We start from the raw sequence: 17,839 nt of genomic DNA, 5'->3' as shown, positions 1-17,839 counted from the left end.
CTCCCTATGAAGCGTGCACGCGGGCCCGATCGCCCCCGTGATCAAGAAGGCAGTCTCGCAGACGAGCCGTCCCCGCCCCGCCCCTGTCCCCGTCCCGCAGGTAGCTCGCCCGGCCGCCGTCGTCCACGTCGAAGGAACCCTCCGGGATGACGCAGAACTCGTTCCCCTCCGGATCGGCCATGACGAGGAAGCCGCCGGACGCGTACGCGTCGAGCCGCCGGCCGCCCGGCGCCTCGATGCGCTCCCGCTCGGCGGCCGGGTCCGGGTCCTTGATCTTCGGGCGGGTGTCCGTCATCCCCCGATGCCCGCAGACGGGCACCCCGGTAAAGTGGGCGCGTCGTCATCACGCCCGTACGGGGGGAAGCCGGTGCGAATCCGGCGCTGACCCGCAGCCGTGAACCGCCGTCACCGGCGGTGAGCCGGATTGCCCCGTACGCGTACGTGTTCGGCTCGTGCCACCGGGAGCGACCGCCCAGGTGGCCGGCACCGTCGAGGAATGCGGAGCCGGAGCCTGGTGCCCTTCCGTGTGCGCCGGTCCCCCGCCCCGCCCGTCCCGGACCAGACCGCGCAGGAGAGGCCACCCCGCCATGACCACCGTTCGCCGCCGCAGCATCGCCGCAGCGCTCGCCGCCACCGCCGTGCTGTGCGGGGGTGGCGCCGGGGCTCTCGCCGTGGCCCCCGCCGCGCAGGCGGCACCGTCGCCGTCGCCGTCCGCCCCCGCTCTGCCCGCCGGGCTGTACGGCACGAAGGACCCGACCTACGACGGCGTCTGGCGGCAGTCGTTCGCCTTCCTGGCCCAGGAGACGAGCGGCGTCGAGCCGGCCGACCAGGCCGTGGACTGGCTGCTGAGGCAGCAGTGCGACAACGGCGGCTTCGCCGCGTACCGCCCGGAGCCCGGCAAGCCCTGCGACGCCTCGACCATGCTGGACACCAACGCCACCGCCGCCGCCGTGCAGGCGCTCGCCGGGCTCGACAAGCCGGAGGCGGCGGACGGCGGCACCGACCCGGTCACCCAGGCCATGCGGTCGAGCGTCCACTGGCTCAAGGGCGTACAGAACAAGGACGGCGGCTGGAGCTACAACCCGGGCGGGGCCAGCGACGCCAACTCCACCTCGATCGTCATCGGCGCCCTCGCCGCGGCGGGCGAGAAGCCCGGCACCGTGAAGTCGGCGGACGGCAGGAGCCCGTACGACGCGCTGATCGGCTTCGCGATCCCGTGCTCCGCCAAGGACGCGGGCGCGGGCGCCTTCGCCTACCAGCCCGACCGGAACGGCAAGCTCGTCGCCAACGCCGACGCCACCGCCGCCGCCGTGCTCGCCGGGCTCGGCAAGCAGGCCCGGACGCGCGGCGCCGAGCCCGGCCAGCCGCCGACCTGCGAGGCCGCGGCCAAACCGACCGCCGAGCGGGTCGCCCGCAACGGCGCCGCGTACCTCGCCACCGCCCTCGCCAAGACCGGGCACCTGGACCTGCCGCCGATGCCGGGCGCCGAGACCACCGCCCCCGCCCCCGACTTCGGCAACACCGCGGACGCGGTCGTCGCCCTCGCCGCCGCCGGGCACGGCGACAAGGCCGCCGGCGCGGTGACGTGGCTGAAGAAGAACGGGCCCGCCTGGGCCGCCGAGAACGGCCCCGCCGCCTGGGCGCAGCTGATACTCGCCGCGCACACGGTCGGCGCCGACACCCGCGACTTCGGCGGCGTCGACCTCGTGCAGCGGCTCAACGCGACCGGGCCGAAGCCGGATTCGACCGTCGAGACGCGGGCCGAGCAGGAGCACGAGAACAAGGAGTCGGGCGAGAACAGCGGCTTCGGCGTCTGGCTCGTCGTCGGCGTCTTCCTCTTCGCCGGTATGGGCATCGGCTTCCTGATCAGCGGCCGCAACAAGAACCGGCAGCTGTGATGCGCACCGTCGCACGGCCGCTGCGGCTGCTGCTCGCGGTCATGGCGCTGAGCCTCGCCGTCGCCGCTCCCGCCCACGCGGCCGACTACCGCTACTGGTCGTTCTGGCGGACCGGCCCGGGCGCCGGCTGGGCGTTCGCGACCGAGGGGCCGGCCACCGCCCGGCCCGTCGACGGCGAGGTGAACGGCTTCCGCTTCGCGGTGAGCTCCGACTCCGCGACCTCCGCGGCCCCGCGCCACGCGCCGGACTTCGCCGCCGTCTGCGGTGACACGCCCCGCGAGGAGGGCGCCAAGCGGGTCGCCGTCGTCGTCGACTTCGGCACGGCGGCGGACGCCCCGGAGGGCTCCCGTCCGCCGTCCCCGGACCAGCGGGCGGCGTGCGCGCGGGTGCCCGAGGACGCGACGAGCGCGGAGGCGCTGGCGGCGGTCGCCAAGCCGCTGCGGTACAGCGGCGACGGGCTGCTGTGCGCGATCTTTGGGTATCCGAGGACGGGCTGTGGCGAGCAGGTCGCGCCGGACCGGACGGCGCGCGGGGACGTGACCGCGTCCGCCCGCCCGGAGCAGGAACCGAATCAGGAATCGACGCAGGAGGACGAGGCGGAGGACGGCGGGCCGTCCCTCGGACTGCTCGCGGGGGCCGCCGCCGTGCTGGCGCTGGGCGCCGCCGCCGTCGTACAGGCCCGCCGCCGGCGCCGGTGAGGCGTCGCCGATGACGCTGCGCGCACCCGAGGCGCACCGGAGCAACGCGCTGCACGCGGGGGCCTGGTGGCTGTGGGCCCTGGGCCTGGCCACCGCCGCCTCGCGCACCACCAACCCGCTGCTGCTGGGTCTGCTCGTCGGCGTGGCCGGCTATGTGGTGGCGGCCCGCCGCACCGACGCGCCGTGGGCCCGCTCGTACGGCGCCTTCGTCAAGCTCGGTCTGGGCGTGCTCGCCATCCGCCTGCTCTTCTCGGTGCTGCTCGGTTCGCCGATCCCGGGGACGCACGTGCTGCTCACGCTGCCCGAGGTGCCGCTGCCCGACTGGGCGCGGGGCATCCGCGTCGGCGGCCGGGTGACGGCCGAGCAGCTCGTCTTCGCGCTGTACGACGGGGCCAGGCTCGCCACGCTGCTGATCTGCGTGGGCGCGGCGAACGCGCTCGCCAACCCCTCCCGGCTGCTGAAGTCGCTGCCGGGCGCGCTGTACGAGGCGGGGGTCGCGGTGGTCGTCGCGATGACGTTCGCGCCGAACATGGTCGCCGACGTGGCCCGGCTGCGCACGGCGCGGCGGCTGCGCGGGCGGCCGACGGGCGGGGTGAAGGCGCTGCTCCAGATCGGGCTGCCGGTCCTGGAGGGCGCGTTGGAGCGGTCGGTCGCCGTCGCGGCGTCGATGGACGCGCGGGGGTACGGCCGTACGGCGCGGGTGCCGCGCGCGGTGCGCCGCGTGACGGCGGTGCTGACGCTGGGCGGGCTGCTGGGCGTGTGCGTCGGCATGTACGGCCTGCTCACCGCCGAAGGCGACACGTACGGCGTGCCGTTCGTCGCCGCCGGTCTGCTGGCGGCGCTCGTGGGTCTGCGCCTGGGGGGCCGGCGCTCGGTACGGACCCGGTACCGGCCCGACCGGTGGGGGGTGCGCGCCTGGCTGGTGGCGGGTTCGGGCGCGGCGGTCGGCGGTCTGCTGGCCGTGTGGGACGAGACGGTCCTGCGCCCCGGGGTCGTCCCGCTCGTCGCGCCGGAGCTGCCGGTGTGGCCGGCGCTGGTCGTCCTGCTGGGCCTGCTGCCCGCTTTCGTAGCCCCCCTTCCCAAGAGGATGTCGTGATGCGCTCGTGATCCGCTTCGAGAACGTCTCCGTGACGTACGACGGCGCCCCGGACGCCACCCTGCGGGACGTGGACCTCACCGTCCCCGAGGGCGAACTGGTGCTGCTGGTGGGCCCGTCCGGTGTCGGCAAGTCGACGCTGCTGAACGCCGTGTCCGGGCTCGTGCCGCACTTCACGGGCGGCACCCTGCGCGGCCGGGTCACCGTCGACGGCCGCGACACGCGCACGCACCGGCCGCGCGAACTGGCCGACGTCGTCGGCACGGTGGGCCAGGACCCGCTGGCGCACTTCGTCACCGACACGGTCGAGGACGAGCTCGCGTACGGCATGGAGTCGCTGGGCCTGCCGCCCGCCGTGATGCGCCGCCGCGTGGAGGAGACGCTCGACCTGCTGGGCCTGGCGGAGCTGCGGGACCGCCCGATCGCCACCCTGTCGGGCGGGCAGCGCCAGCGCGTCGCGATCGGGTCCGTGCTCACCCCGCACCCCCGGGTGCTGGTGCTCGACGAGCCGACGTCGGCGCTGGACCCGGCGGCCGCGGAGGAGGTCCTCGCGGTCCTCCAGCGCCTCGTGCACGACCTGGGCACGACGGTGCTGATGGCCGAGCACCGCCTGGAGCGGGTGGTGCAGTACGCCGACCGGGTGGCGCTGCTGCGGGCGCCGGGCGAGCCGGTGCTCCTCGGCCCCCCGGCGGAGGTGATGGCGGTGTCGCCGGTCCATCCGCCGGTGGTCTCGCTGGCGCGGGTGGCGGGCTGGTCGCCGCTGCCGCTGTCGGTACGGGACGCCCGGCGCCGCGCGGCGGACCTGCGGGAGCGGCTGGCGGGCGCGGAGCCCCGGGCCGGGGAGGCGCGGGCCGTGGCCTCGACCGCACGGACCCCGGCCGGTGCCGGCGCCGGTTCCGGTGCCGGTGTCCCGCGGACCGCGCGCTTCCGGTGGGGGCGGCGCCGTGCCCCCGAGGCACCCGCCGAGTCGGCGGCGGCCGGGCTCGTCGCCGCCGAGGGCCTGCGGGTGCGGCGCGGCCAGGCGGAGGTGCTGCGGGGTGTGGACCTGGTCGTGCGGGGCGGCGAGACCGTGGCGCTGATGGGGCGCAACGGCGCCGGGAAGTCCACGCTCCTCGGGGCGCTCGTCGGGATGGTGGAGCCGTCGGGCGGCCGGGTGCTCGTGGGCGGGCGCGTACCGCACCGCACGGCGCCGCGCGAGCTGGTCCGGCAGGCCGGGCTCGTACCGCAGGAGCCGCGCGACCTGCTGTACGCCGACACCGTCGCCGCCGAGTGCGCGGCCGCCGACGCCGACGCGGGCGCGGCGCCCGGGGCGTGCCGGGCCCTGGTGGCGGAGCTGCTGCCGGACGTGGGCGACGACACGCATCCGCGCGACCTCTCCGAGGGGCAGCGGCTCGCGCTCGCGCTGGCCGTCGTGCTCACCGGGCGGCCGCCCCTGCTGCTGCTCGACGAGCCGACCCGGGGCCTCGACTACGCGGCCAAGGCGCGGCTGGTCACCGTCCTGCGCGGGCTGGCCGCCGACGGCCACGGCATCGTGCTCGCCACGCACGACGTGGAGCTCGCCGCCGAGCTGGCGCACCGCGTGGTGATCCTCGCGGACGGCGAGATCGTCGCGGACGGCCCGGCGGCCGAGGTGGTGACGTCGTCGCCGGCCTTCGCGCCGCAGGTCTCCAAGATCCTGGCCCCGCAGAAGTGGCTGACGGTCGCGCAGGTGGAGGCGGCGCTGTGAGCCCCCGCCCGCAGCGCGCGCTGCGCCTCGGGGTCCGTTCCGCCGCCGCGCTCGCGCTGATCACCGTCATCGGCGTGATCGCCCTGGGCTGGCCGCTGCTCGCGGACGGCGCCTCGGGCCTGGCGACCCGCGCCGACGACGCGCCGTGGCTCTTCGCCGCGCTGCTGCCGCTGCTGGTCGCGGTCGTCGTGGCGACGATCGCCGACCAGGGCATGGACGCCAAGGCGGTGGCGATGCTCGGCGTGCTGGCCGCCGTGGGGGCGGCGCTGCGCCCACTGGGCGCGGGGACGGCGGGGCTGGAGCCCATGTTCTTCCTGATGGTGCTGAGCGGCCGGGTCCTCGGCCCGGGCTTCGGCTTCGTCCTGGGCGCGGTGACGATCTTCGCGTCCGCGCTGCTCACGGGCGGGGTGGGCCCGTGGATGCCGTTCCAGATGCTGTCGATGGGCTGGTTCGCGATGGGCGCCGGGCTGCTGCCGGGCCCGGACCGGCTGCGCGGCCGGGGTGAGCTGGCGCTGCTCGCCGGGTACGGGGCGCTGGCGTCGTACGCGTACGGCCTGGTCATGAATCTGCAGGGCTGGGTCATCCTCCAGGGCCTGCACAGCGGGATCTCCTTCCACGCCGGTGACCCGCTGCACGAGAACCTGGTCCGGTTCCTCGCCTACTACGTGGCGACCTCGCTCGGCTGGGACCTGGGGCGGGCGGTGCTCACCGTCGTCCTGACGGTCACCATCGGATCGACGGTCCTGAAGGCGCTGCGGCGCGCGACCCGGAGGGCGAACTTCGAGGCCCAGGTCACATTCGAAGGTCCCTGAAGGCCCCGAAAGCGGCATAAAGGGGGCCTCTCCGGGTGAGGTGCCCCATAGGACCCAGATCACTTACGACGGACGATAGTGGCCGGATCCAGGGGGCCGGCCGGGGTGCTTTTGCCCGTGGCGACGTGCGCGGACGGCTCCGCGCGCCGAGCGGGCTCCCGGCCCCCGTGTCCGGTGTCGCCTAGTACAAGGGGGCGTTGCACCGGCCCCGCCCCGGCTGCTTCTCTGGTGGACGTCGCCGGGCGCCGCTCGCATCGCAGCGGGTCGCAGCGCCCAGGCATCCCACTCCCCCGCCCTTCCGGCGCGGTACCGGTGTGCCCGGGCGACGCCCCCGTCCCCGACGTTAGGTCTCTTACGTGTTCCGCTCGATCGCCAGCCGCTTCTCCGCCCGCAAGAAGTCCGTCGCCGCCGGTGCAGCCGTGCTGCTGGGCGCGACCGGCGCGGTGCTGGGTACGACTGCCCCGGCTTCGGCCGCCTCCGCGCAGGACATCGCCAAGAAGATGGTCCCGGCGGGCCAGTACCAGTGCTTCAGCAAGATCGTGGAGCACGAGTCCGGCTGGAACCCGTCCGCCACGAACGCCTCCTCCGGCGCGTACGGCCTGGTCCAGGCGCTCCCGGCCTCGAAGATGGCGTCCGCCGGCGCGGACTGGAAGACGAACCCGGCCACCCAGATCGAGTGGGGCCTGGACTACATGAACGACCGCTACGGCAGCCCGTGCGGCGCCTGGAACTTCTGGCAGGCCAACCACTGGTACTAAAAGAGCCAGCAGGTTCGGACAGGCCCCGGTGCACCCGCACCGGGGCCTTCCCGCGTGTACGTTCGGCGCCATGACACAGGATCAGACACAGGACCCGCAGGCCCGGTGGAGCGCCGTGGGCGACTACCTCGCCGACATGCTGGCACCCCCGGACGAGGCGCTGACCGCCGCGCTCGCGGCCGCCCGGGAGGCGGGGCTCCCGGCCATCGCCGTATCCCCGACCGAGGGGAAACTGCTGCACCTCCTGGCCCGCACGCTGGGCGCGCGCACCGTCCTGGAGATCGGCACCCTCGCCGGGTACAGCACCATCTGGCTGGCCCGGGCGCTGCCGTCCGACGGACGGCTGATCACGCTGGAGTACGACCCCGCCCACGCGGACGTGGCCCGCGCGAACCTGGCCCGCGCCGGGCTCGACGCCATCGCCGAGGTGCGCACGGGCGCCGCCCTGGACACCCTGCCGAAGCTGGCCGAGGAGGGCGCGGGCCCCTTCGACCTCGTCTTCGTCGACGCCGACAAGAAGAACAACCCGCACTACGTGGAGTGGGCGCTGCGCCTCACCCGGCCGGGCAGCCTGATCGTCGTCGACAACGTGGTGCGCGGTGGCGCGATCATCGACGAGACGTCCACGGACGAGGCCGTACGCGCGACCCGCGAGATGCTGGACCTGGTCGCGCGCGACCCCCGGCTGGACGCCACGGCGCTCCAGACGGTGGGCAGGAGCTACGACGGCATGCTGCTGGCCCGGGTGGTGGCCTGATCATGACGACCACCACCCTGTGGACCATAGCCCCCGAGCGGTACGACACCGCCGACGCCACCGCGCTGCGGCGCGACTACTACGACGAGGTCGCCAGCCGCTACTGGGGGCGGCCCGCCACCGCCGCCGAGATCGACGAGGGGCTCGCGGGCGACGGTGTGGAGCTGCTCACGCCGCCCACGGGCCGGTTCGTGGTCGGCCGCCCGGCCGGCGAACCGGCGGCCTGCGGCGGCGTGCTGATGCTGGACGCCGAGCGCGCCGAGCTGACCCGGGTCTTCGTCCGGCCCGCCTTCCGGGGCACCGGCGGCGCGGGCCTGCTGCTCGCCGCGCTCGAGGCCGCCGCGCGAGAGCTGGGGGCCTCGCGCACGGTCCTCAACACCCGCCTGGACCTGGTCGAGGCCCGCGCGCTGTACACGCGCAACGGCTACCGCGAGATCCCGGCGTACTGCGAGGGCCCGTACATGGAGATCTGGTACGGCAAGGAGCTCGGCTGAGTCCTCCGGATCTCCGCTGACGGCGAAACCGCACGCGTGTGCGGGAGTGCGGTGCTTGGGTGGCGGGATGGAGATCTTGGTACTGGGCGGAACGGCATGGGTGGGGCAGGAGGTGTCGCGCCAGGCGCTCGCGCGCGGTCACCGGGTGACGTGCCTCGCCCGCGGCGAGAGCGGCAAGGTGGTGGACGGGGCGGAGCTGGTCGCCGCCGACCGGCGTGATCCGGCGGCGTACGCGGCGCTGCCGGACCGCGCGTGGGACGCGGTGGTCGAGGTGTCGTGGCAGCCCGCCTTCGTCCGGGCGGCGCTCGACGCGCTGGGCGACCGGGCCCGGCACTGGGCCTACGTCTCCTCCATCAGCGCCTACGCCTCCCATGCCGAGCCGGGCGCGGACGAGTCCGCCGCCCTCCTCGCCCCGACGGACCGCGGCGAGGTCGACCGGGCGCTGTACGGGGAGGCGAAGGTCGCCTGCGAGCAGGCGTCGAGGGCCGCCGTGGGCGACCGCCTGCTCGTCGCACGCGCGGGGCTGATCGGCGGCCCCGGCGACCACACCGGGCGCACCGGCTACTGGGCGGCCCGCGCCGCCCGCGACCCGCGCGGGCCGATGCTGGTGCCCGACGCACCCGGCCTGCCGACCCAGGCGGTCGACGTGCGTGACCTCGCCGCCTGGCTGCTCGACGCGGCGGAGAGCGGGCGCAGGGGGACGTACGACGCCGTCGGTCCGGTCGTTCCGTTCGCCGAGTGGATCGAGCTGTCCCGTGCCCTCGGCGGGCACACCGGCCCGGTCGTCACCGCCGACTCGGCGTGGCTGCTGGAGCAGGGCGTGGAGGAGTACATGGGCGAGGAGTCGCTGCCGATGTGGCTGGTGGACCCCGACTGGCGGGGCTGGCAGGACCGGAGCGGCTCGGCGGCGCGTGCCGCCGGACTTCGCCACCGCCCCCGGGCGGAGCTGCTCGCCGACACGCTGCGCTGGGAGCGCGAGCAGGGCCTGGACCGGGCCAGAGGCGCGGGCCTCAGCGCGGCGCGGGAGCGCGAGCTGCTGGCGGCGCTGGGCGCGGGGGACGGCGGCCTGGGCGCGGGGGACGGCGGCCTGGGCTGAGGGGCCCGGACTCCCTCAGCCGCCCTGCGCCCGCGACGCCGCGTGGTTGCGGCGCGGCTCCGCGGAGCGCGGGCGCTCGCGGGTGGAGCCGCACAGCTCGGACGTCAGCTGCTCGACCAGCTGCACCAGGTCCGTGGGCCGCTCGGGTCCCCACCAGTCGCCGAGGAGCTCCGCGAGGGACTCCTCGCGGGCGCGTGCCAGGCGGGCCGCGACGTCCACGCCCTCGTCGGTGAGGATCAGCTGGAGGCCCTCGCGGCGCACCAGGCGCCGTTCCTCGAGCTGACGGGCGGCCTCGGTGATGGCCCTGATCGGTACGGGCGTGGTGTCGGCGAGCCGTGCGGGCTCGACGGTGCCGTGCCGCCGGACCCGCAGCAGCAGCCAGCTCGCCGCGGGCAGCAGGTCCAGGCCCGCGCGGGCGGTGATCTTCTCGTAGACCGCCTTGCGCCCCTCGCGGGAGCCGAGCACCGACAGGGCGCGGGCGCACTCCTCGTACGAGGACCGGGTCACCGGGTTGGAGGCGAGGGTCTCGCTCGCGTCGGGCGCGGTGACCGAGCCGCGCAGCCGGTCCTCCTTCAGCAGCCAGGCGACGAGGAAGGCGAGGAGCACGACGGGGGACGCGTACAGGAAGACGTCCGTGATGGACGTGGAGTAGGCGTCCAGGACGCCGGTGCGCAGGTCGGGCGGCAGTTCGGCGAGGGCGCGCGGGTCGGCGGCGAGCTGGTCGGGCCCGGCGCCGGGCGGCAGCTCCTGTCCGGCGAGGGCGTCGCTCAGCTTGCCGGTGAGGCGGTTGGTGAAGACCGTGCCGAAGATGGCCACACCGAAGGAGGCGCCGATGGAGCGGAAGAAGGTGGCTCCGGAGGTGGCGACGCCGAGGTCCTCGTACCCGACGGCGTTCTGCACCACCAGCACCAGGACCTGCATGACCAGGCCGAGCCCGGCGCCGAAGACGAAGAAGTACAGGCTCATCTCGCCCTCGGAGCTGTCCCGCTCCAACTGGTGCAGCAGGAGCAGCCCGAGGGCGGTGACGGCCGTCCCGGCCAGCGGGAAGACCTTCCAGCGGCCGGTGCGGCTGACGAGCTGGCCGGAGAGCGTGGAGGTGAGCAGCATGCCGAAGACCATCGGCAGCATGTGCACGCCCGACATGGTCGGCGACACGCCCTGCACGACCTGGAGGAACGTCGGCAGGTAGGTCATCGCGCCGAACATCGCGAAGCCGACGATGAAGCTGATGACCGAGACGAGCGTGAAGGTGCGGATCCGGAACAGCTTCAGCGGCAGCACCGGTTCCGCGGCGCGCTTCTCGACCCGCAGGAACCACAGGAGCAGCACCGCGCCGAGCACGGCGAGGCCGATGATCTGCGGCGAGCCCCACGCCCAGGTGGTGCCGCCGAGCGAGGCCACGAGCACCAGGCAGGTGGCGACGGAGGCGATGAGGAAGGTGCCGAGGTAGTCGATGGTGTGGCGGGTGGGGCGCGCCGGGATGTGGAGGACGGCGGCGATGACGAAGAGCGCGACGATACCGACGGGGATGTTGATGTAGAACACCCACCGCCAGGACAGGTGCTGCGTGAACAGCCCGCCGAGGAGCGGCCCGAGGACGCTGGTCGCCCCGAAGACGGCGCCGAAGAGGCCCTGGTAGCGGCCGCGTTCGCGCGGCGAGACGATGTCGCCGACGATCGCCATCGACAGCACCATCAGACCGCCGCCGCCCAGGCCCTGGACGGCGCGGAAGAGGATGAGCTGCGGCATGTTCTGCGCGATGCCGCACAGCGCCGAGCCGATGAGGAAGAGGACGATCGCGGACTGGAAGAGCTTCTTGCGGCCGTACTGGTCACCGAGCTTGCCCCAGAGGGGCGTCGCGGCCGTGGAGGCCAGCATGTAGGCGGTGACGACCCAGGAGAGGTGCTCCATGCCGCCGAGTTCGCTGACGATCGTCGGCAGGGCCGTGGAGACGATGGTCTGATCGAGCGCGGCCAGCAGCATGCCGAGCAGCAGGGCACCGATCGCGACCAGGACGGCGCGGTGGCTGAGGGCCTCCCCCGGGGCGGGGCCGGGGCTGGTGGCCGGGGTGCTCACTTCCTGTGCCATCGACATCGTCTCCCTCGTGTACGCCGCGTCCGTCCGGCCGGCGGGGACAACCGGCCGGCCGAGTCAGTCGGGTCCGTCGCGTACCCCCTCTTTTCTCTCCCATCCTGGGCGTTCTGGCCCGTTATGGCCTGCCGAGCGTCACGCGGCCGGATTCCGGCGGCCGGAAGTGGCTGCATAATCGCTGGCAGTTTCAAGGGGAGGGGACCCACGTTGACGGGACAGGAGTGTCCTGAGTGCGGTGCGGCGACGGTGACGGCGCAGCGCGAGAGCTGCGGTTGCGCCGGCGACGGTTTCGAGCTGCGCATAGGCCCGTACGTGAACCTCGACGCCGCCGAGCCCGTGGCGACGACGATGCCGCTGCACACGGCGACGCCGGCGCCGTACACGGAGCCCGGCGCTCCGGTGCCCTACGCGCCCCCCGCGTACGGACCGGAACCGGAACCGGAACCGGCGTTTGAGCCGGTGTACGAAACGGCGTACGAACCGGAGCTCGGGCCGCGCCGCTCCCGCGCCCGTGAGCGGCGCCGGACCCGGAACCGGAGCCCTCAAGCGGCCCTCGGCGCGGCGGTGGCCGTGGTGGCGGTGGCGTGCGTGGCGGCGCTCGCGAGCGGCCTGTTCGAGGGGGACGACGAGTCCGACCGCGTCCTGCCCGACCTGGACGTGAGCGCGCCCGCGTGGCCCAGCGCCCTGCCGCACGGGCCGTCCGCCGACCCGTCCGTCTCCGCCCTCCGGTCCGGCTCCGCGTCCGGTACGGCCTCGGCGTCACCGTCCGCGTCCGCCTCCGCGTCCCGGTCGGCGTCCGCCTCCGCCTCCGCGTCCGCGTCCGCCCGTACGCCCTCGGGGACGGCCTCCGCCACGGCCCCGGGCGCGCCGGGTCAGGAAGGCGGCACGCGCCCCTCGGCGGCCCGCACCAACGGCCCGGCCCAGCCGGATCCGGAACCCGAACCGGAGCCCGAGGAGGCGCCGACCCTCCGCCGCGGCGACCGGGGCCCGGAGGTCAGCGAGCTCCAGTACCGGCTGCGCCAGGCCGGCCTGTACGACGGCCCCATGAACGGCCGCTACAACGAGGCCGTGGAGGAGGGCGTGTACCGCTACCAGTGGGCCCGGGACCTCGACGAGGACGAGTGGGGCGTGTACGGCCCGGCGACCCGGGAGGCCCTGGAATCGGAGACCACCGGCCGCTGAGGCGCGGGGTCCGTACCCGTGCGCACCCGGGCTGGCGCTGGGCCACCTCCTTTTGTATCGTGGAGGAACAAAGTGGTCCCGCCCGTACTCCCTGACCGGCGGGCGGGCCACTTCGTACCCCACCCCCCACTCTCGCGGAGCCCCTCCATGACGACGCCCGCCGCCACCTCCCTGACCGCACGGGCCCTCCTGCTCGACATGGACGGCACCCTCGTCAACAGCGACGCAGTCGTGGAGCGCTGCTGGCGCCGCTGGGCGATCCGGCACGGGCTGGACCCCGAGGAGGCGCTGAAGGTGGTGCACGGCCGCCAGGGCTACGCGACCATGGCCGCCCTGCTGCCCGACCGGCCCATGGAGCAGAACCACGCCGACAACCGCGCCATGCTCGCCGAGGAGACCGCGGACCTCGACGGCGTCGTGCCCATCGGCGGCGCCCCCGCCTTCATGGACGCCATCGCCGCGCTCCCGCACGCCCTGGTGACCTCCGCCGACGAGAAGCTCGCCCGGGCCCGGATGGGCGCGGCCGGGCTGCGCATGCCGGACACGCGCGTGACCGCCGAGTGCGTGGGCGCGAGCAAGCCGGACCCGGAGGGCTTCCTCAAGGGCGCCGCCGAGCTGGGCTTCGACCCGGCCGACTGCGTGGTGTTCGAGGACTCCGAGGCGGGTATCGCGGCGGGCCGGGCCGCCGGGATGCGCGTGGTGGGCGTGGGCCCCCGCGCGGGCGCCTTCGCCCCCGACGTCCTCGTACCGGACCTGTCGTCCATACGCGTGGAGGCGGACGGCGCCGACGGCACCATCCGCCTCCACTTCACGGGGTAGCCGCTTCACGGGGTAGCGGTCAGGGCGCGAGCGCCTCGTACAGGCTGAAGCCCGCCAGGGCCAGCATCAGGCAGGCGGCGACCTTGGTGATCAGGCGCAGCGGCACGTACTTCATGAGCGTGCGCCCGCCCAGGATGCCGATGCCGGCGACCGCCCACAGGGCCAGTACGGCGCCGAGGCCGACGGAGAGCGGGCTGTCGTAGCGGGCGGCGAGGTTCGCGGTCATGATCTGCGTCAGGTCGCCGAACTCCGCGACCAGGATCAGCATGAAGCCCGCCCCGGAGACCTTCCAGAAGGACTGGTCGGCCGGGGCCTTGATCTTCTCCTCGTCGCCGTCGTCCTTCTTCAGCAGCAGCACCGCCGCCCCGCACAGGAACAGCACGCCCACCAGCGCCTGCACCAGCCGGTGCGGCAGCAGGGTCAGCACGCTGCCGGCGGCGACGGCCAGGGCGACGTGGACGGCGAAGGCGGCGGCGACGCCCGCGAAGACGTAGGAGGCGCGGTACCGCGTGCCCAGCATGAGCCCGGCGAGCGCGGTCTTGTCGGGAAGCTCGGCGAGGAAGACGACGCCGAAGGTGATCGCCGTGATGGTGAGGCTGAGCACGGATGGTTCCTCAATCGGTCGGGCGCCGCCGTACCGAGAAGAGACGTGTCAGGGGTCGCTCCGGCACGGCGGCACCATGGGCATGTCGGACATGGCATGGCGCTGCTGTTGCCGAAGGTCTCGCTGGCGGGCCCCTGACGAGGCCGCCTCCGGGCGCCGGCCGGGCGCGTGGCCCAGCAGTATGTCGACGTTCCGGCGAAGAGCTACTCCCCTTCTGCTCCGTCCAGGGTACGGGATCCCTCCGCTCACGCCTCCTCCCGGTGCAGCTTCCCGCGCGCGATCAGCTCCAGCACCGCCGCCACCGCGACCGCCTGCACCGCCATGAGCCCCACCAGCACGAACAGCTGCACCGCCCCCGCCTCCAGCGGCGCCGCGCCGCCCAGCAGCATGCCCACGAAGGCGCCCGGCAGTGTGACGAGCCCCACCGTCCGCGTCTGGTCGAGCCCCGGCAGCAGGGCGTCCGCCGCCGCCTCCCGCGCCACCTCCAGCCGCGCGTCCCGTTCCTGCAGCCCGAGCGCGAGCCCCGCCTCCACCTCGCCGTGGCGGGTGCCCAGCTCGTCCAGAGCGCGGCGCCCGCCGAGCACGGTCGCGGTGAGCGCGCCGCCGATGAGGATGCCGGTGACCGGGATCAGCGCGATGCCCTTGACCGGTACGAGCCCGGTGAGCAGCAGCGCGGCGACGACCGGGACGACCCCGGCGGCGATCGGCACGGCCGTCCACCACCAGGTGCCGTTCGGCGTGATGCGGCGCCCGGCGGTGCGGACGGCGACGGCGTACATCAGCAGCAGGAAGGCGAGCAGCAGGGGCACGGCCCGGACGACCCAGCCGATGGCGAACGAGACGGCGGCGAGCTGCACCGCCGCCCGGACGCCCGCGGTGACGGTGTCGCGCGGCGGCCGGAGCCGGGCGACGGCCACGACGGTGGCGGCGACGGCGAGCAGGACGGCCAGAACAGCCGCGAACGTGGCGTTGACGGGCAGCAGCACACGTCAACCCTAAAGCCGGACAAGGCAGGTGCCGGGACGTCAGAAACCGGGCACACCCCTTGATGTGACGTGCACACGTCGCCACTCTGTAACCCGGCGCATCCCCCGGGGAAACCTGGCGCCACCACGATGACCGAGCGCCCGAACGGGCGATCGGCCAACACCCCCACATCCCAAGGGAGTCACCCATGTCCGGTGTCTACGCGCGTCGAATAGCCCGTCGAACCGCCGTGCTCGCCGCCTCCGCCGCTCTCACCGCCACCGGCGTCCTGGCCACCGCCCCCGCCGCCCAGGCCGCCCCGCCGACCCCGATCAGCGCCGCCACCGCCCGTACGTACCTGGGCCAGCTCACGGTCAAGGCGGAAGGTTCCTCCAGCGGTTACAGCCGCGACCTGTTCCCGCACTGGAGCACCCAGTCCGGCACCTGCAACACCCGCGAGGTCGTCCTCAAGCGCGACGGCGTCAACGTCGTCCAGGACTCCTCCTGCGCGGCGGTCAGCGGAAGTTGGTACTCCGAGTACGACGGCGCGACCTGGCGGGCCGCGTCCGACCTGGACATCGACCACGTCGTCGCCCTCGCCGAGGCCTGGCGCTCGGGCGCCAGCGCCTGGACGACCTCGCAGCGCCAGGCGTTCGCCAACGACCTCGCCCGCCCGCAGCTCATCGCCGTCACCGACGACGTCAACCAGGCGAAGAGCGACCTCGACCCGGCCGAGTGGCTGCCGCCCCGCACCGCGTACCGCTGCACGTACGCCCGGATGTGGGTGCACGTGAAGCACCACTGGAACCTCAGCGTGGACTCGGCCGAGAAGAGCGCGCTCCAGTCGGTCCTGAACGGCTGCTGAGCCGCCGCGACACCGCCGGACCGCCTGGACCGCCGGACCTCCGTCGTTCCGTACCGTGGATGTACGGGCGGGGCGACGGAGGAGGTCGGGCATGGCAGCCGGACTACGACTGGGACCGGTACTGCGGTACGTCGACGGGAACGGCGGCGGCCGCGCCACCGTCTGGGCCGAGACGGACCGCCCCTGCACGGCCGAGGTGCGCTGCGCCGACGGGGCCGGCGGGGAGACACGCACGTTCCAGGTCGCCGGGCACCACTACGCGCTGGTCCAGGTCACCGGCCTGACCCCCGGCTCGACCACTCCGTACGAGGTGCTGCTGGACGGCCGCCCGGTGTGGCCGCCCGCCGACTCGCGGCACCCGGCGAGCACCATCACCACGCCGGACCCCGGAGACGGCGCCGGGGGCGGGGGCGGGGGCGCCCTGCGCGTCACCTTCGGCTCCTGCCGCTGGTCCGCGCCGCCTGGCGACGGCAAGGACCCGGTGGGCCCGGACGCGCTGGACAGGCTCGCCGCCCGCCTGGCCGCCGACCCCACCGCGGTACGCCCCGACGTGCTGCTCCTCCTCGGCGACCAGGTGTACGCCGACGAGACCTCCGCCGCGACGCGCCGCCGGCTGGCCGCCCGCCGCGACCTGAGCGAGCCGCCCGGAGCCCAGGTGGCGGACTACGAGGAGTACACGTACCTCTACGACGAGTCCTGGCAGGACTCGGGGGTGCGCTGGCTGCTGTCCACCGTGCCCAGCTGCATGATCTTCGACGATCACGACGTCGTCGACGATTGGAACACCAGCGCCGCGTGGGTGGCGGACATGCGCCGCACGGGGTGGTGGCGGGAGCGGATCCTGAGCGGGCTGATGTCGTACTGGGTCTACCAGCACCTCGGCAACCTCTCCCCCGACGAGCTGGACGCCGACCCGCTGTACGCGGCGGTGCGTGCGGCTCCGGACGGTACGGACGTGCTGCGGCGGTTCGCGGAGGAGGCGGACGCGGACCCGGCGAGCGTGCGGTGGAGCTACCGGCGGGACTTCGGGCGGACGCGGCTGCTGATGGTGGACACCCGGGCCGGCCGGGTGCTGGACGAGCGGCACCGGGCCATGCTCGACGAGGCGGAGGAGCGGTGGCTGCGCGAGGAGGCCCTCGCGGACCGCGCGGGCTGCGACCACCTGCTGATCGGCACCTCGCTGCCGTGGCTGCTGCCGCCCCTCATGCACGACGCGGAGGCGTGGAACGCCGCGCTGTGCCGGGGCGCGCGGGGCGCACGCTGGGCGCGGTTCTCGGAGGCCGTGCGCCGGAAGGCGGACCTGGAGCACTGGTCGGCGTTCCCGGCCTCGTTCGAGCGGCTGGCCCGGCTGCTGGCGGAGGCGGGCAGCGGGCCGGACGCCCCGGCGACCGTGTGCGTGCTGTCGGGCGACGTGCACCACGCGTACATCGCGGAGCCGGTGTGGCCCGAGGCGGCCCCGCGCTCCCGGGTGCTGCAACTGACCTGCTCGCCGGTGCACAACCGCATCCCGGGCTCGCTGCGCCGGGGGTTCCGGTTCGGCTGGAGCGGGGCGGGGCGGGTGCTCGGGCGCGTACTGCGGCGCCACGGGCGGGTGGGGCGCCCGGTGGTCGAGTGGCGCCGCACGGGCGGGCCGTGGTTCGGCAACCAGCTGATGACGCTGACGCTGCGCGGGCGCTCGGCGCGGCTGCGGCTGGAGCACGCGCGGGAGGCGGGCGGGCTCGTGACCGTGCACGAGGAAGCGGTGACGCCTGAGGCGTAAGTGCGTGCCGGCACGCCTGTGAACGTCCGGTGAATGTCCCGTACAGGCATGCCGCGATCCCGCCCACAGCGGACAGTGAAGCCCTGCCCAAGGCTTCGGTGAGGGCTGCGTCACCGGCATGATGAGCGTTCCGCTTGCCGCACACGGCACCCGTCCGCACCCGCCCACGCCCGCCCGCACCCACCGCATCGAGCCCGCACCCGTCTGCCCCCACCGCA

15 protein-coding genes, 2 pseudogenes and 1 riboswitch are annotated in these 17,839 nt (G+C 74.8%); of the genes and pseudogenes, 13 read left to right on the top strand and 4 right to left on the bottom strand.

The features are described 5' to 3' along the window. Positions 1–4 precede the first annotated feature (4 nt). Positions 5–274, bottom strand: a pseudogene (locus ACIRNI_RS09840) (VOC family protein); the annotation flags it as partial. An 83-nt stretch (positions 275–357) separates the two neighbouring features. Next, positions 358–430: riboswitch (cobalamin riboswitch) on the top strand. Positions 431–587: 157 nt separating this feature from the next. On the opposite strand from ACIRNI_RS09840, the gene ACIRNI_RS09835 reads away from it, so the two are divergent. The 9 genes from ACIRNI_RS09835 to ACIRNI_RS09795 all read left to right on the top strand — a co-directional run bounded on the left by ACIRNI_RS09835 (position 588) and on the right by ACIRNI_RS09795 (position 9,335). After that, positions 588–1,898 (top strand): prenyltransferase/squalene oxidase repeat-containing protein, encoded by a 1,311-nt coding sequence (locus ACIRNI_RS09835; RefSeq protein ID WP_403549980.1) that lies wholly within the window; start codon positions 588–590, stop codon positions 1,896–1,898. Further along, the gene (locus ACIRNI_RS09830; protein ID WP_403549978.1) at positions 1,898–2,596 is read left to right on the top strand and encodes an SCO2322 family protein; all 699 of its coding nucleotides are present in this window, start codon (positions 1,898–1,900) and stop codon (positions 2,594–2,596) included. The genes ACIRNI_RS09835 and ACIRNI_RS09830 overlap by 1 nt, the downstream gene beginning before the upstream one ends. A gap of 10 nt (positions 2,597–2,606) precedes the next feature. Further along, a complete protein-coding gene (locus ACIRNI_RS09825; RefSeq protein ID WP_403549977.1) occupies positions 2,607–3,692 on the top strand; it encodes an energy-coupling factor transporter transmembrane protein EcfT in 1,086 nt (361 codons plus the stop codon). Between the two features lie 7 nt (positions 3,693–3,699). After that, entirely contained in the window at positions 3,700–5,418 is a 1,719-nt protein-coding gene (locus ACIRNI_RS09820; protein WP_403549975.1) for an ABC transporter ATP-binding protein, read from the top strand. After that, complete coding sequence (locus ACIRNI_RS09815; protein ID WP_403549973.1) at positions 5,415–6,230, top strand: ECF transporter S component; 816 nt, start codon at positions 5,415–5,417, stop codon at positions 6,228–6,230. Before ACIRNI_RS09820 ends, ACIRNI_RS09815 begins: the two co-directional genes overlap by 4 nt. A 356-nt stretch (positions 6,231–6,586) precedes the next feature. Continuing rightward, positions 6,587–6,988, top strand: a complete 402-nt coding sequence (locus tag ACIRNI_RS09810; RefSeq protein ID WP_403549971.1) for a transglycosylase SLT domain-containing protein — start codon at positions 6,587–6,589, stop codon at positions 6,986–6,988. A 70-nt stretch (positions 6,989–7,058) separates the two neighbouring features. After that, positions 7,059–7,745: an O-methyltransferase gene (locus ACIRNI_RS09805; protein ID WP_403549970.1), complete on the top strand. Its 687-nt coding sequence runs from the start codon at positions 7,059–7,061 to the stop codon at positions 7,743–7,745. Between the two features lie 2 nt (positions 7,746–7,747). Continuing rightward, positions 7,748–8,239: a GNAT family N-acetyltransferase gene (locus ACIRNI_RS09800; protein ID WP_403549968.1), complete on the top strand. Its 492-nt coding sequence runs from the start codon at positions 7,748–7,750 to the stop codon at positions 8,237–8,239. Positions 8,240–8,306: 67 nt separating this feature from the next. Further along, positions 8,307–9,335 carry an NAD-dependent epimerase/dehydratase family protein gene (locus tag ACIRNI_RS09795; RefSeq protein ID WP_403549966.1) on the top strand — a complete coding sequence of 343 codons (1,029 nt, stop codon included), beginning with the start codon at positions 8,307–8,309 and terminating at the stop codon, positions 9,333–9,335. 15 nt (positions 9,336–9,350) lie between these two features. On the opposite strand, the pseudogene ACIRNI_RS09790 reads toward ACIRNI_RS09795, so the two are convergent. Continuing rightward, positions 9,351–11,435, bottom strand: a pseudogene (locus ACIRNI_RS09790) (MFS transporter); the annotation flags it as partial. A gap of 237 nt (positions 11,436–11,672) precedes the next feature. On the opposite strand from ACIRNI_RS09790, the gene ACIRNI_RS09785 reads away from it, so the two are divergent. After that, the gene (locus ACIRNI_RS09785) at positions 11,673–12,608 is read left to right on the top strand and encodes a peptidoglycan-binding protein (RefSeq protein ID WP_403549963.1); all 936 of its coding nucleotides are present in this window, start codon (positions 11,673–11,675) and stop codon (positions 12,606–12,608) included. Between the two features lie 147 nt (positions 12,609–12,755). After that, positions 12,756–13,427 carry an HAD-IA family hydrolase gene (locus ACIRNI_RS09780; RefSeq protein WP_403549961.1) on the top strand — a complete coding sequence of 224 codons (672 nt, stop codon included), beginning with the start codon at positions 12,756–12,758 and terminating at the stop codon, positions 13,425–13,427. A 19-nt stretch (positions 13,428–13,446) separates the two neighbouring features. Here ACIRNI_RS09780 and ACIRNI_RS09775 read toward each other — a convergent pair whose 3' ends face one another. Next, positions 13,447–14,031 carry a TMEM165/GDT1 family protein gene (locus tag ACIRNI_RS09775; RefSeq protein ID WP_403549960.1) on the bottom strand — a complete coding sequence of 195 codons (585 nt, stop codon included), beginning with the start codon at positions 14,029–14,031 and terminating at the stop codon, positions 13,447–13,449. Positions 14,032–14,276: 245 nt separating this feature from the next. Continuing rightward, the gene (locus tag ACIRNI_RS09770; protein ID WP_403549958.1) at positions 14,277–15,017 is read right to left on the bottom strand and encodes an ABC transporter permease; all 741 of its coding nucleotides are present in this window, start codon (positions 15,015–15,017) and stop codon (positions 14,277–14,279) included. A 188-nt stretch (positions 15,018–15,205) separates the two neighbouring features. On the opposite strand from ACIRNI_RS09770, the gene ACIRNI_RS09765 reads away from it, so the two are divergent. Together ACIRNI_RS09765 and ACIRNI_RS09760 are read left to right on the top strand one after the other, a co-directional pair. Then, positions 15,206–15,862 carry an HNH endonuclease family protein gene (locus tag ACIRNI_RS09765; RefSeq protein WP_403549956.1) on the top strand — a complete coding sequence of 219 codons (657 nt, stop codon included), beginning with the start codon at positions 15,206–15,208 and terminating at the stop codon, positions 15,860–15,862. A gap of 91 nt (positions 15,863–15,953) precedes the next feature. Continuing rightward, entirely contained in the window at positions 15,954–17,621 is a 1,668-nt protein-coding gene (locus ACIRNI_RS09760) for an alkaline phosphatase D family protein (protein WP_403549954.1), read from the top strand. Positions 17,622–17,839 lie beyond the last annotated feature (218 nt).

Source organism: Streptomyces sp. NPDC093546 (assembly GCF_044765045.1).
In the GTDB taxonomy this organism is placed as follows: domain Bacteria; phylum Actinomycetota; class Actinomycetes; order Streptomycetales; family Streptomycetaceae; genus Streptomyces.
The sequence above is the reverse complement of the archived record's forward strand: the minus strand, read 5'-3'. Positions and strand labels throughout refer to the sequence as shown.

Bases quoted from the DNA above. Each gene is read 5' to 3' on its own strand.
- ACIRNI_RS09835 (WP_403549980.1), top strand. From the start codon at position 588: ATGACCACCGTTCGCCGCCGCAGCATCGCCGCAGCGCTCGCCGCCACC.
- ACIRNI_RS09765 (WP_403549956.1), top strand. From the start codon at position 15,206: ATGTCCGGTGTCTACGCGCGTCGAATAGCCCGTCGAACCGCCGTGCTC.
- ACIRNI_RS09780 (WP_403549961.1), top strand. From the start codon at position 12,756: ATGACGACGCCCGCCGCCACCTCCCTGACCGCACGGGCCCTCCTGCTC.
- ACIRNI_RS09800 (WP_403549968.1), top strand. From the start codon at position 7,748: ATGACGACCACCACCCTGTGGACCATAGCCCCCGAGCGGTACGACACC.
- ACIRNI_RS09825 (WP_403549977.1), top strand. From the start codon at position 2,607: ATGACGCTGCGCGCACCCGAGGCGCACCGGAGCAACGCGCTGCACGCG.
- ACIRNI_RS09760 (WP_403549954.1), top strand. From the start codon at position 15,954: ATGGCAGCCGGACTACGACTGGGACCGGTACTGCGGTACGTCGACGGG.
- ACIRNI_RS09805 (WP_403549970.1), top strand. From the start codon at position 7,059: ATGACACAGGATCAGACACAGGACCCGCAGGCCCGGTGGAGCGCCGTG.
- ACIRNI_RS09795 (WP_403549966.1), top strand. From the start codon at position 8,307: ATGGAGATCTTGGTACTGGGCGGAACGGCATGGGTGGGGCAGGAGGTG.
- ACIRNI_RS09830 (WP_403549978.1), top strand. From the start codon at position 1,898: ATGCGCACCGTCGCACGGCCGCTGCGGCTGCTGCTCGCGGTCATGGCG.